The sequence below is a fragment of the Bacillus sp. J33 genome (genome assembly GCF_000518885.1).
Classification (GTDB): domain Bacteria; phylum Bacillota; class Bacilli; order Bacillales; family Cytobacillaceae; genus Cytobacillus.
Genome location: NZ_JAEL01000013.1, coordinates 50,818 through 63,546 on the forward strand (window position 1 = coordinate 50,818; position 12,729 = coordinate 63,546).

At 43.0% G+C, this 12,729-nt stretch carries 15 protein-coding genes and 1 riboswitch; of the genes, 13 read left to right on the plus strand and 2 right to left on the minus strand.

Annotated features, from left to right (window positions below):
• Positions 1-15: 15 nt before the first annotated feature.
• Complete coding sequence (locus tag L634_RS0106075) at positions 16-597, minus strand: nucleotidyltransferase family protein (RefSeq protein ID WP_026581678.1); 582 nt, start codon at positions 595-597, stop codon at positions 16-18.
• Positions 597-1,088, minus strand: coding sequence for a (2Fe-2S)-binding protein (locus L634_RS0106080; protein ID WP_026581679.1), 492 nt, complete (start codon positions 1,086-1,088; stop codon positions 597-599). The genes L634_RS0106075 and L634_RS0106080 overlap by 1 nt, the downstream gene beginning before the upstream one ends.
• A 215-nt stretch (positions 1,089-1,303) precedes the next feature.
• Positions 1,304-1,402: riboswitch (purine riboswitch) on the minus strand.
• A 160-nt stretch (positions 1,403-1,562) separates the two neighbouring features.
• On the opposite strand from L634_RS0106080, the gene L634_RS0106085 reads away from it, so the two are divergent.
• The 13 genes from L634_RS0106085 to ade all read left to right on the plus strand — a co-directional run bounded on the left by L634_RS0106085 (position 1,563) and on the right by ade (position 12,694).
• Positions 1,563-1,913 (plus strand): Na-translocating system protein MpsC family protein, encoded by a 351-nt coding sequence (locus L634_RS0106085; RefSeq protein ID WP_026581680.1) that lies wholly within the window; start codon positions 1,563-1,565, stop codon positions 1,911-1,913.
• Positions 1,914-2,140: 227 nt separating this feature from the next.
• Positions 2,141-3,469, plus strand: coding sequence for a nucleobase:cation symporter-2 family protein (locus L634_RS0106090; RefSeq protein ID WP_026581681.1), 1,329 nt, complete (start codon positions 2,141-2,143; stop codon positions 3,467-3,469).
• 62 nt (positions 3,470-3,531) lie between these two features.
• Positions 3,532-4,989: an allantoinase AllB gene (gene allB / locus L634_RS0106095; protein ID WP_026581682.1), complete on the plus strand. Its 1,458-nt coding sequence runs from the start codon at positions 3,532-3,534 to the stop codon at positions 4,987-4,989.
• Between the two features lie 19 nt (positions 4,990-5,008).
• Entirely contained in the window at positions 5,009-5,599 is a 591-nt protein-coding gene (locus tag L634_RS0106100) for a cysteine hydrolase family protein (RefSeq protein WP_026581683.1), read from the plus strand.
• 34 nt (positions 5,600-5,633) lie between these two features.
• Positions 5,634-6,179 carry a UbiX family flavin prenyltransferase gene (locus tag L634_RS0106105; RefSeq protein ID WP_026581684.1) on the plus strand — a complete coding sequence of 182 codons (546 nt, stop codon included), beginning with the start codon at positions 5,634-5,636 and terminating at the stop codon, positions 6,177-6,179.
• A complete protein-coding gene (locus L634_RS0106110) occupies positions 6,176-7,513 on the plus strand; it encodes a UbiD family decarboxylase (RefSeq protein ID WP_026581685.1) in 1,338 nt (445 codons plus the stop codon). Before L634_RS0106105 ends, L634_RS0106110 begins: the two co-directional genes overlap by 4 nt.
• Positions 7,514-7,780: 267 nt before the next feature.
• A complete protein-coding gene (locus L634_RS0106115; RefSeq protein WP_026581686.1) occupies positions 7,781-8,044 on the plus strand; it encodes a BMC domain-containing protein in 264 nt (87 codons plus the stop codon).
• A 16-nt stretch (positions 8,045-8,060) separates the two neighbouring features.
• Positions 8,061-9,050: a hypothetical protein gene (locus L634_RS0106120; protein ID WP_026581687.1), complete on the plus strand. Its 990-nt coding sequence runs from the start codon at positions 8,061-8,063 to the stop codon at positions 9,048-9,050.
• Between the two features lie 36 nt (positions 9,051-9,086).
• Positions 9,087-9,521, plus strand: a complete 435-nt coding sequence (locus tag L634_RS34610) for a BMC domain-containing protein (RefSeq protein WP_084028846.1) — start codon at positions 9,087-9,089, stop codon at positions 9,519-9,521.
• A gap of 26 nt (positions 9,522-9,547) precedes the next feature.
• Positions 9,548-9,832 carry a BMC domain-containing protein gene (locus L634_RS0106130; RefSeq protein WP_026581688.1) on the plus strand — a complete coding sequence of 95 codons (285 nt, stop codon included), beginning with the start codon at positions 9,548-9,550 and terminating at the stop codon, positions 9,830-9,832.
• Between the two features lie 2 nt (positions 9,833-9,834).
• Positions 9,835-10,560 carry a hypothetical protein gene (locus L634_RS0106135; RefSeq protein WP_026581689.1) on the plus strand — a complete coding sequence of 242 codons (726 nt, stop codon included), beginning with the start codon at positions 9,835-9,837 and terminating at the stop codon, positions 10,558-10,560.
• 40 nt (positions 10,561-10,600) lie between these two features.
• Entirely contained in the window at positions 10,601-10,879 is a 279-nt protein-coding gene (locus tag L634_RS0106140) for a EutN/CcmL family microcompartment protein (RefSeq protein WP_026581690.1), read from the plus strand.
• 3 nt (positions 10,880-10,882) lie between these two features.
• Positions 10,883-12,694 carry an adenine deaminase gene (gene ade, locus L634_RS0106145; protein ID WP_026581691.1) on the plus strand — a complete coding sequence of 604 codons (1,812 nt, stop codon included), beginning with the start codon at positions 10,883-10,885 and terminating at the stop codon, positions 12,692-12,694.
• Positions 12,695-12,729: the final 35 nt, after the last annotated feature.

A 12,729-nucleotide genomic window follows, 5' to 3' on the forward strand; every position in this document is an offset into this window, starting at 1 on the left:
ATGTAAACCTCCTTTTTATTTAGTTAATGCACGTTTATAGTCATTAAGAGTATTTAAGTTCAATAGAATTCCTGAATCATTAACAGGGATTTCAAGTACATCATTTTTATATTTTTGAAAAATGCTTCTAAGCCCTTTTGATTCTTCCTTAATAGTTAATAAATCTTGGTGCAACAGCTTAGAAAACAAAACAGGGTGACCCCGTTTATTCTTATAGACCGGGACTGTAATCAGGCTTTTTTCTTTGGCATGCCCGCTATAAAGGCTTTCTATTGTTTGCTTTGATGCGGGCTGGTCAACGGCTGAAATAAGAATATTTTGTGCCACGCCGGCTGCTTTTAAGCCAGCGATGATAGAGGAGCATTTTCCGGTATGAAACAGATTATTTTTTATGATTTTGACGGGATAATTTTTTGCGATTGGCTCGAATAGTTCTGATCTGTAACCCAACACAGTTATGACATCTGAAAAAGGAGATTTCAGCAAGGTTTCAATCTGGAATTCAAATAATGTCCTTCCCTGCCAGGGCAGCAGCCCTTTTAATTGCCCCATCCGGGAAGACTGTCCTCCAGCCAGAAGAATAGCAGTATCACCCATTATCCTTTAACGGTTTCCTTTTCTGAACTTTTCTTGGCTGCTGCTGTTTGGACAGCTTTTATAATTTTTGTATAGCCTGTGCAGCGGCAAAGGTTACCGCCAAGAGCTGTCTTAATTTCATCCACAGCAGGAATATGGTTAATGCCATTTAAAAAGGCTTTTGCTGAAACGATGATTCCGGGTGTACAGTAACCGCATTGAGTGGCACCCTCTTCAACAAAAGATTCCTGTATCACGTCCAGGCTCGGATTTAAGCCTATACCCTCACATGTAATAATACCCTGGCCATCAGCTTGGCCGGCAAGGACAAGGCAAGAACATGCAGCCTCGTCATTAATCAGCACTGAGCAGGAGCCGCATTCGCCTTTGCCGCAGCATTCTTTGCTTGCAGTTAGCCCGAGGTCTTCCCTGAGCACATCGAGAAGGGTTTTTGCAGGGGGACAGGCAATACAATGCAGAACCCCATTAACTTTTACTTGAATGGTTTTCAATTTTATGCCTCCTTACGAAAGGAATTAAAGATATTCCACGTGCTAGCCTATTAATTATTTGGGATGGGCAAAAATAGCCCTCTTGGCAGATTTGAAATTTAAGGTATAGAGGTACTGGAAGTTTGTTTTTTAATTAAGATATTATGCTTTTTCTTCTAAATAGACTAAAAAACATAAAAAAATTCCCGAGACGAAAAAAGAGGTCATGTGCAGATTAAGCACTAATCTCCTTTCGTAGTCAGGAATTTACGGTTCCTAGTAGAGACCCTCAAACCAATTTTTGAGGTTATACGAAAATTTGATAAGTAATTTTTAGTAATTGAGAGGATTATGGCCAATTTTTATAGAAATTAGGGGTGAGTTGCTTTGAAGTTTAATCGCTCAATTAATATTTTGTCAAGTCTAAATTTTCTGAAAAATATTCTTGACGCATAAAACCTGTTTGTTTAATATAGTGTTTAACAGGAGGACATTATGACATTAACCTCTTCCCATTTTCATCCGACTTTTAAAAAAGATCTTGCTCATCTTTATAACCGCATTAACCAGGAAATCTATGGAGTAGGTGTAAAAAAACAGAGGATTGAAACCTTTGATGACAGAGTAATTATTTTTGCGCAGCATAAGCGCGTACAGGCGCTGAGAATGCTAAGCAAAAATTTTCATCACCTGACCATTTCGGTTGATTCTGCATTGATTGCAGAGTTCAAATCGTTATTCAAGCTCCATATTGAAGAAGCTCTGCATCTTGAGGTGAAAACGATCCTAAAAGACTATGATCCTGTTACAGAAGAAGCTTGTACCATCATATATTTTAAAGATTAAAATGCCGGGATAGCTGCGTAAAGCGCAGCTGTCTTAGAACCATATGCAAGCGGTTCCTTCAGCTTTTGTTTATCGGAAGCTTTATGAAACCGCAGCGATAGTACATCCTTATGTGATGTTTTCTATTGCTGCGGTTTTTTTATATCCATTTTTTTAGGGAGGTGAATGGTTATTTTGTTCCTGGTCCATACAAAGGTAACCCAAGAATAAAATCTGGAGGGAATTATGTGGAAAAATTAAATCCTTGGAAAATCGGGACTCTAGGGTTCCAGCATGTACTTGCCATGTATGCGGGTGCTGTCATCGTACCGCTCATCGTTGGCCCTGCAATCGGCCTTACTGCCCAGCAGCTGGCTTACTTAATTTCAATTGATTTGTTTACATGCGGTATTGCAACATTGCTGCAAGTAATCGGGGGAAGGCATATTGGGATTAAGCTGCCTGTTATTTTAGGGTGTACCTTTACAGCTGTCGGCCCCATGATTGCCATAGGCAATATGCAGGGAATCACCGCGATCTATGGAGCAATCATTGCATCCGGCATCATTGTAATGATTTTATCTCAATTTATGAGTAAAATCATGCGCTTCTTTCCGCCGGTAGTGACAGGTTCGGTTGTTGCCATTATTGGTGTCTCGCTGATTCCGGTTGCCATGAACAATGCTGCAGGGGGGCAAGGATCAGCTGATTACGGCAGCAGTGCCAATTTGTTACTTGCTGCCTTTACATTAGTCCTGATTATTGTGATGAACCGTGTATTTAAAGGTTATATGAGAGCTATCTCCGTTTTGCTGTCCCTAATTGCCGGAACCATTGCAGCTTACTTTTTGGGAATAGTAGATTTATCGGAAGTTTCGAGCGCTTCCTGGTTTCATGTAGTCCAGCCATTTTATTTCGGATTCCCGACTTTTAATGTGTCAGCTATTTTAACGATGACTCTAGTTGCCATTGTGAGCATGATAGAATCTACCGGCGTGTTTTTGGCACTCGGGGATGTCTGTGAGCGAAAGCTTGGCTCAAAAGATATTAAAAAAGGATTAAGGGCTGAGGGGCTAGCCATTGTGATAGGTGGCATCTTTAATGCATTTCCTTATACTTCTTTCTCCCAAAATGTTGGTCTTGTAGCACTTACAAAAGTAAAAACGCGGAATGTTGTGATTGCGGCGGGGGTTATTCTTATGGTCCTTGGCCTTCTTCCAAAGGTAGCTGCGTTAACCACTATTATTCCGATGGCTGTGTTGNGCGGGGCGATGATTCCGATGTTTGGCATGGTTATTTCCTCAGGCATAAGAATGCTTTCATCTGTAGATTTCTCCAGAAATGAAAACCTGTTAATCGTTGCATGTTCCATTGGGATTGGCCTTGGTTCGGCGGTTGTTCCGCAAATCTTTGAAAGTCTTCCTGCGAGTGCGCAATTGCTAGTGGAAAATGGAATTGTTATAGGAAGTATAACTGCAATTTTATTAAATTTGGTATTTAATCATCATGAATTAAATATAAGTGATAGAGAAAGAATCGAACAGCTGAAAGGAGACCATTCGGCTGAGGCGATTTAATAGAATTATTACTTTCAATCTGCTAATAGCAGAAATCCAAATAATAGATAGGAGCAGGGTAAATGGATTTAATTTTGAAAAACGCAAATATTCCTCAGGGAGATCGCCAAGTATTGACTAATATTCTCGTAAAAGATGGAAAGATTGTGGGCTATACAAACGATATCAGTTTCATTAATGCCAATAAGGTAATTGATATTGATGGGAAGCTCGTTGTTCCAGGCTGCATTGACCCGCACACTCATTTCATGGATCCTGGGTTTACCCATAGGGAAACTTTTGCTACCGGAAGCCGATCTGCTGCTGCTGGCGGATTAACGACTATTATAGATATGCCTTGCTGCAGCAAGCCGTCTGTCCGTGATGGCGAGAGCTTTAATAAAAAAATTGCCCCAATCAGGGGGCAGGCATATATCGATTATTGCTTCTGGGGAGGCATGACTGGGGAAGATGCACGTGAAGGCTGGATCGACAATATTTACCCTCAGATTGATCAGGGTGTGGTAGCATTCAAGGTTTATATGACACCATCAGTACCTACTTTCCCTAAAGTTTCAGATGCTGAAATGCTCGAGATTTTTACCAAGGTAGCCAAAACTGGCCTGCCAATCGGTGTACATGCTGAAAACTACGATATCTGTACGTTCTATTCCAAAAAGCTCGAAAAAGAAGGGCGAATGGATGGCCCTGCCTGGGCAGAAGCACGATCCAGCCTTGCTGAAAAAGTAGCGATCGAGCTAATCCTAAGCTTTGCAGAAGCTACTGATGCACGTGTCCATGTCGTCCACATGAGTACAAAGGAAGGTGTAGAGCTTGTAAAAGCAGCTAAGAAACGCGGTGTCAAAGTTACGGCTGAAACTTGCCCGCATTACCTTGTTTTGAATGCCAAGGATGCGATGACTGAACGCGGCGCTTATGCGAAAATCGCCCCTCCATTACGCGGAAAAGAAGATAATGAGTCGCATTGGCAGGCACTTGCTGATGGAACGATCGATTTTGTAGGAACAGACCATGCTCCTTATGAAATTGCCACAGAAAAAGACTATCCAGGAGCAACAATATGGAATACGTTCCCTGGGATTCCTGGTGTGGAAACAATGGTTCCGATTCTGGTAAGCGAGGGCTTAAATAAAGGCCGCCTTTCCCTTTCCCGATTTGTTGAAGTGACAAGCCGGAATGCAGCAATCCATTACGGCATTTATCCGAAAAAAGGGTCAATGGAAATCGGAGCAGATGCCGACTTTACGGTGATCGACCTGAACAAGGAATATACCATTGATGAGCAGAAGACTGAATCCATGGCTAAATACAATCCGCTGCATGGGATGAAGCTTAAGGGCAAGCCAGTACAGACCATCGTCCGCGGTAATATAGTCTTTGAAGAAGGCAAGGGAATTACTGGTGAAGCAGGCTACGGCGAGTATGTTCCGCGCCAAAGCATTCAGCGCCTGGAAAGAACATTAAAATATGAAAAATATAATGAAGTGAAAGTAGTATCTAAAGAAACTGTTAAACAATAAAGAGAGAGGTTGGGATCGGATGGAATTAAGAGGAAATAAGCACTGTGTAGTGGTTATTGATATGCTGAATGATTTTATCGGGGAAAAAGCAGCTTTACGCTGTAAAAATGGAGAAAAGATTGTCCCGAAAATTCAGGAGCTGCTCGATTTTGCCCATGAAAATAACATTCAGGTGGTACATGTACAGGAAGCCCACCGCAAAAATGACCGGGACTTCCGTGTGCGCCCAGTCCATGCTGTAAAAGGCACCTGGGGTTCCCAGTTTATTCCTGAGCTTCAGCCGGATGAGAGCAAAGGTGACTATATTGTTCAAAAAAGGCGGCATAGCGCATTCAGCTACACAGATTTCGACCTTTTCTTAAGAGAGGAAGAAATTGATACGGTTGTATTAACAGGCGTATGGACAAATGTTTGCGTCCGCAGCACTGCTTCTGATGCTTTATATCACGGCTATAACGTCATTTGCATTTCAGATGGTACGGCCTCGCAAGATGATGATATGCATGTATCTGGCCTGAGGGATATTGATATCTTCGGCGACATTTTTACTACAGAAGAATATAAGGAATTGGCTAAAAAGAAGTTCTCCCAAGACAATAAAGTTGTCTAAACGATCCACATCTGAAAGGAAAAAGCGGATATTAGTGGGAATTACCGGGGCAAGCGGATCACTGTATGGATATACACTGATCCGCGCCCTTCATCAATTGGGAATAGAAACGCATTTAATTGCAACGGAGATGGGAGAAAAGGTCATGCAGTTTGAATGCGGAATAAAGATGGAGGAGCTCAAGGAATATGCCACTATACATAGCAACCGGAACCTTTTTGCCTCGGTTGCGAGCGGCTCTTTTCAGACAGATGGCATGGTGATTGTTCCTTGTTCTATGAACACATTGGGTGCGATTGCAAATGGTGTTGGTGATACCCTTCTAAGCAGGGCGGCGAGTGTGGTCCTTAAAGAAAACCGGAAGTTTATTATCGTTCCGCGGGAAGCTCCGTTCCATTTAATTCATTTGCGCAACATGACAGCTCTCGCTGAAAGCGGGGCGTGCATCATGCCGGCATCGCCAGGCTTTTACCATAAGCCTACGGAAATATGGGAGCTGGCCAATTTCATGGTAGCCCGTATTCTGGATATGCTGGATATCGACCATTCGCTATTGGAAAGATGGGGGGAAGCGCAATGAACCCAGTAACAATGAGGGCTCTCCTGGATAACTGGGAAGGCAGGGGCTTGCTGCATAGAGTGAGAAAAGAGGTAGATCCGCTATATGAACTTGGGGCGGTCATAAATGCTAGAAATGGCAAAGAACCTTTTCTTTTTGAAAAGGTAAAAGGCTACCATACCCCCATGGCTGCCGGCCTCGGCGGAGACAGGGAACTGCTTGCTGATAGCATGGGCATACCAGCCTCGGAGTTGATTCCGAAAATCATCGAATCGATTGTCAATCCGATTTCCACAACGTTAAAGCAAACTGGCCCAGTACAGGAAAATTTGGTGACGGGCGATTTTGATCTGGCAGATTTGTTTCCCATCCCTACCTATCACGCTGAAGACTCGGGAGCTTACTATGTGTCGGGAATACTCGTTGTAAAAGATTTATCGGGCCAAAAAAGGTATACCTCAATTAGAAGAATGCAATATTTGGGAGGCAATCGAACCAATATTCTCATCACCTCTCCGGAGCTATTGGAGCAATATGCCCATTATGAAAAATTGGGAGAACCAATGGAAGTGGCAGTTATGTTTGGTGTTGTACCTGCGGTTGTCTTAAGCTCCCAGATCAGCACTCATCTCTACCATACAGATAAATTGGATGTAGCGGGTGCATTACTTGGACAATCCCTAGATGTCGTTCAATGCAAAACAGTAGATTTGGAAGTTCTCGCAGATGCGGAAATTGTTCTTGAGGGACGCATGCTTCCTTATGAAAGGGAAATGGAAGGCCCATTTGGTGAATTGGCAGGCTATTACGGAACACGGTCGCCGCAGCCTGTTGTTGAATTTTCAGCTGTAACATACCGAAATGATGCGATTGCGCAGACCATATTCCCTTCAAGCTATGAAGAAAGGCTGCCCATGGCTTTAGTCAGGGAAGCAACGCTGTTCAGTACAGTCAGGCAGGTTGTTCCCAATATAAAAGCTGTCCATATCCCAATGGGCGGCGTCGCTCGTTATCATGCAGTCATCCAAATTGAGAAAAAACATGAAGGGGATGGAAAACAAGCTGCACTGGCTGCTTTTGCAAGTGATAAGGATTTAAAGCATGTGATAGTTGTAAATGATGATGTGGACATATTTGATTCAGATGATGTGGAATGGGCTATTGCAACCAGGGTGCAGGCCTCAGAAGATGTCTTTATTGTCCCTGGCGCAAAAGGTTCCCCCCTGGAATCATCTCATCATTTAAAGGGTGTTACGGACAAAATGGGCATTGATGCAACCTATCCGCTTGGAAAGGAAGACCTGTTTAAAAGAACATCCATTCCCATTTCAGTGAATCTGGAAGACTATTTATAGGTTTATATATCATAGGCATATACGAAGAAAGCGGGCCGTATCTAGATGAAGGCGGCATCGACTCGAGGCGTTTAGCCTTAACCGTCAAGAAGGTAAATGGCAGCCTTCTTGACAGCTTGTCTATGCTTCCAGGCTCGAAGAACAAGGAAAGCAACCATTGATACATCGCAAGACCGACAGGGGCAGCATATGGGAGGGCGTGGCGCTATTTGTATGCAGCCCCGCTTGGCGGGCGCCTGTCGCTTTTCGTTATAGAGGAGGGATAAAATGAAAGCAATAGGCATGATTGAAACAAGGGGGTTAACGGCTGCGATAGAAGCACTGGATTCAATGGCTAAAGCGGCAAATGTTGGTTTAGTCGACATGAAACGGGTAGGCTCCGGGCTGGTAACAGTTATCGTAGAGGGAGATGTTGCGGCGGTAACGGCAGCTGTGGAGCTTGGGAAAACAGCCCATAGCACGACTGGCGGAGAGCTAGTGTCCGCAAATGTTATCCCTCGCCCTCATTCTGAATTAGGCAAAATTCTATAAAGGAGGTGGGAAACAGGTGTCGGATTTCATAAAAAATGTTGTTGAAGAAGTTATGAAGCCGTATCAAAAGCCAAAAAGCAATCCTATTATGGCTAAACCTCCTCAAGCACAGAGAAGGGAGCGCGCTCCTGTTAAAGAAAAAAACGGAAGGGAAATACCGGGGATCAGCAGACCCAATTACCAGCGGGCAAAAATGGATAAGAGACTTTCCATAGGTGCTTCTGCAGCATACCCTCATAAAAGTCTTCAACAAACAAAACAAGCAATACAGCAGCGAACTTCAGAAGTATCAGGCATGAGGGCAAACGGATATTCAAAGGAGCCGTTTGCAAAGCTTCAAACCATATCTCTCATTCAAGGAAAAAGGCCAGCGGCAATGCACCCCTCTATAAATGCACCAAAAAATCACACAGCAAGGGAAAGCAAGCTTATCGGCCAAACAGCAGATGGCATAAAAGCATGGCTTTTCAATGATTTGGACCCCAGTCTGGAAAACACCTTTCAGCGGTCCTTAAAATCAGCTTCCATTGGAGTCATAACATCTGAAACATGCACAGCTTCACAATTATTTTATTTAAATGACATTCTCAGAGAAAACCCTTCTGTAAAGTATTGTTTAACATGGGATAAGGAGAGCCGTCAAAGCTTTATTTTGGAACTGTATGAAGACAATGAACAAATTCTTGTGAATGCAGTTAAGGATTTTTACAAAAAAGTTTCCCAGCGATCTTATCAGTCTGTTCAAATTCATATTACTAAGTCACCAAGCCCCTGGCTGACTAAGCAGTTTGAAATTAAGACTGCAGTTAGCGGAGCTGCAGTGCTAGAAGGGATTGATTATTATACTGGTGTTTTACTGGCTGACCGCTATGTAAAAAGAAATCCTTCCACTTCTGCATGGTTTTCTTTTAAAAAAAACTATCTGCTGATTTACGGAGAATATGACTCGGTTTTTAAAGTCTCAGAGGATCTTAAAAAGGAAGCACAAAGAATTAAGCAGCATTAGTTATTAGGATAATTTTCCGGAAAGGAGGCAAGGAGATTGCAGGCATTAGGATTGATAGAAACAGTTGGTTTTACTACTGCTGTTTCAGCTGCAGATGCAGCCGTTAAAGCGGCCGATGTAGAAATTGCAGGCATCGAAAAAGTAATCGGTGTTAATGGGTACCTTGGGGTTACCATTCACTTTAATGGAGATGTTGCTGCTGTAAAATCAGCCGTTGATGCAGGTGTAAATGCAGCTGAAAGGGTTGGCAAGGTGATATCTTCACATGTTATACCAAGAGCTCATAATGAGGTTTCCGGTAAGCTTCTTCCTCATTTTAAGCTTAATGAAAAAAAGGCAGGAAATCTGGAATCATCCAGTGAACATACGGAAGTCCAAGTCAATAAAAAAGGGAAAACCAAATCCAAAAGTGCCCCGAAAAGGAAAGATAAGAAAGAAAGCAATAACGGTGCGGATGCCAATAAAGATTAACTACCACTATTGAAGGAGGAAATATCATGGGTGAATCATTGGGATTAGTTGAGACAAAGGGTCTTGTCGGTGCTGTTGAAGCTGCCGATGCGATGGTAAAAGCTGCAAATGTTGAGATTTGCGGTTATGAAAAAGTGGGATTCGGCCTTGTTACGGTAATGGTCAGAGGCGATGTCGGCGCTGTTAAAGCAGCAACAGATGCAGGGGCAGAAGCTGCCAGCCGTGTAGGTGAACTGGTATCTGTCCATGTAATCCCCCGTCCGCACAGCGAAGTTGAAAGAGCCTTGTTATCCAAAAAGATCGGTGAATAAATATGGATAAAACGATGCAGAGTGAAATGGCAAAGCACACTCTGCAAGAGATGTACCTCCGCAGAGGCTTCCCTAAGAAGCCATATGTCCTGGCTCTATTAACCTTTCATATGATTGGAATGGAACCAGGACTTTCTTACTTAAGAGAAATAAAAAAGGATTCTATCTGTCTTCGCATGACTGCTGAAGATTCACTCCTTAATCATTTGCAGCCGGGAGAGCTAATTAAGGCAGCCGGGAGTGATCATTGGATTCCTCTTGGCCGTCTGAGTGAAGCAATTATGGAAGAAATAGATGTAATTTTTCTCCCTGTCCTTTCTTTTTCGTTGGTGAATGACATTCTAACACATAATGAACAACGGCCATTTGTCCGCTTGATTCTGGAAGCTCTTTTAAAAGGAAAAAAGGTGGTTGCATTAAAAACGGGTGCGGATCCGTATGAACCTTTTTGGAAATTGAAAGGCATGGACAAGGGAACGGCACTATTTAAAAGAAAACTATACCAGCAGCTGATTCAGCTGAAATCAATGGGAATAGACCTGATTACAGAAAACGAAGAAGTTGATTTCATGGCAAAAGGAAATAGTAAATCAGTCATTACAGAGGAAGCAGTCCGGCTTGTTCATCAGAGAAACCTATCTGAACTGGAAATACAGCGCGGTAGCATTATAACGCCTCTTGCCAGGGATTTAGCAAAGGAATTGAATATATTGCTGAAATTTTTTTAATCATTTTTTTGAAATAAATTGATTAAGGGAGAAGATTAGTATGCAAATGGGAATGGTGGTGGGCCGTGTAACTGCCACAAGAAAAGACGAACATTTAACAGGCGCAAAACTATTAATCACTCAGCCTATTGCTTTGGACGGCAGCATGTTACCGAACCCCATTATTGCCGTTGATACTGTTGGAGCCGGCATTGGAGAAAAAGTCATTTATGTAGCTGGCAGCATGGCTTCAAGAGCAGTCCAAAATAAGGAGGCTCCCATTGATGCCGCGATCATTGGAATTATTGATAGTGTGGAAGGAATGAAGACAGGGGGTTAAACAGTGGACGCGAAAAGAATCAAAGAAGCAATCCAGCATCGCAAACTCATTGATGTTTTGCTGGACGGTCATTTACATGCAGATCTGGTTCTGGAGGGCGGTTATTTTATTAATGTAATAACCCGTGAAATATATGTAGCGGATGTTGCCATTAAGGGGGAATATATCCTAATGGCAGGAGATGCAAAAGATTTAATCGGACCTAAGACGAAGGTTGAAGATGTCAAAGGGAAATTCATTTGTCCCGGCTTTATTGATTCGCATATGCATTTTGAAAGTGCCATGCTGACATGTACGGAATTTTCCAAGCTTTCTATTCCAACCGGAACGACAACTTTAATCGGGGACCCTCATGAAATAGGCAATGTCCTTGGTGTTAAAGGTATGCAGGCTATGATTGAAGAAGCCAAAACACTGCCAAACCGGATTTTATTTACGGTCCCTTGTGCTGTCCCGGATGCACCCGGACTCGAGACTTCAGGGTTTGACGTCACTTCCAAAGATATGAAGGAATTGCTCTGTGATGATTATGTCCAGGGGATCGGAGAAATCCAAAGCTTCAGCAATATTAAACCAGTATATGAGCATGCCCCTGAGCTGATTGATGATCTTGTTTCAGCAGTCTCCTATGCGAACTCGATCGGTAAAACAGTAGAAGGTAATGCTCCAGGCTTGTTTGGAAAAGAATTGGCAGCCCATATTATCAGCGGCGGTACCCATGTTTCTTGCCATGAAACCACTACGAAAGAAGAAACGGTGGAAAAGCTCCGCTACGGAGTGAGTGTATTTATGCGTGAAGGTTCCTCCCAGAGAAATATGGCTGATTGCATACGCGCCATTACGGAGGACGGTTTGGATTCGAGAAGAGCGATATTGGTTTCAGATGATATGGTCCCTGCAGACTTATTGAATTATGGACACATGAATGACATTATCCGCCGCACCATTGCCGAGGGAATCGATCCTGTTGAGGCCATTCAGATGGCAACGATTAATCCTGCCACACATTTTGGATTTAAAGATGTTGGCGTGATTGCCCCGGGAAAAAGAGCTGATGTTGTGGTGATCAGCGATTTAACCAATATGACTGTTGACCAGGTATATCTTGCTGGTAAAAAAGCAGCCGAAAAAGGCGAGCTAACCATTGATATTGCGCCTTACATATATCCTGAAAGCGTAAAAAAATCTGTAAAGCGCAAACCTGTTACGGTTAATGATTTAGCCATTAAGGCATCAGGCAGCCGAGCAAGGGTCAGGGCCATTGATGCCATTCCATACCAAAACTTAACTGGGGGACGAGAGTTTACTCTCAATGTGAAAGATGGGGTTGTTCAGCCTTGCCTGCAGCAGGATGTTCTTCCGCTTCTTGTGATAGAGCGCCATGGGAGGACAGGGAAAATAGGGAAAGCATACCTGCATGGTTTTGATTTAAAAAGCGGTGCCATTGCAGAAAGTGTGGCACATGATACACACAATATCATTGTAACAGGTACAAATTATGAAGATATGGTGACAGCTGTTAATCGAGTGATCGCCATGGATGGCGGTATTGCGATGATAAAGGACAGTAAGGTTGTGGGTGATCTGCCATTGCGGATTGGCGGTTTAATGACTGATGAATTATCAGGAAAAGAAATGAGTGAGAAGGTAGATGAATTATCCCAGCAGGCAAAAAAGGTGCTTGGCTGCGGGATGGATGTTCCATTTATGCACCTATCTTTCTGGTCGCTTGTAACAAGCCCTAAATGGAAGATTACGGATATGGGCTTAATTGATGTGGATAAGTTTGAAGTCATTCCGACCATTATTGATTGAACATAAAAGCGGCGGTCCCTGCCGTTTTTCTTATA

What these genes read in the sequence shown, in the direction of transcription:
- L634_RS0106075 (WP_026581678.1), bottom strand. Translation starts at nt 597, where the DNA reads ATGGGTGATACTGCTATTCTTCTGGCTGGAGGACAGTCTTCCCGGATG.
- L634_RS0106085 (WP_026581680.1), top strand. Translation starts at nt 1,563, where the DNA reads ATGACATTAACCTCTTCCCATTTTCATCCGACTTTTAAAAAAGATCTT.
- allB (WP_026581682.1), top strand. Translation starts at nt 3,532, where the DNA reads ATGGATTTAATTTTGAAAAACGCAAATATTCCTCAGGGAGATCGCCAA.
- L634_RS0106100 (WP_026581683.1), top strand. Translation starts at nt 5,009, where the DNA reads ATGGAATTAAGAGGAAATAAGCACTGTGTAGTGGTTATTGATATGCTG.
- L634_RS0106110 (WP_026581685.1), top strand. Translation starts at nt 6,176, where the DNA reads ATGAACCCAGTAACAATGAGGGCTCTCCTGGATAACTGGGAAGGCAGG.
- L634_RS0106115 (WP_026581686.1), top strand. Translation starts at nt 7,781, where the DNA reads ATGAAAGCAATAGGCATGATTGAAACAAGGGGGTTAACGGCTGCGATA.
- L634_RS0106130 (WP_026581688.1), top strand. Translation starts at nt 9,548, where the DNA reads ATGGGTGAATCATTGGGATTAGTTGAGACAAAGGGTCTTGTCGGTGCT.
- L634_RS0106135 (WP_026581689.1), top strand. Translation starts at nt 9,835, where the DNA reads ATGGATAAAACGATGCAGAGTGAAATGGCAAAGCACACTCTGCAAGAG.
- L634_RS0106140 (WP_026581690.1), top strand. Translation starts at nt 10,601, where the DNA reads ATGCAAATGGGAATGGTGGTGGGCCGTGTAACTGCCACAAGAAAAGAC.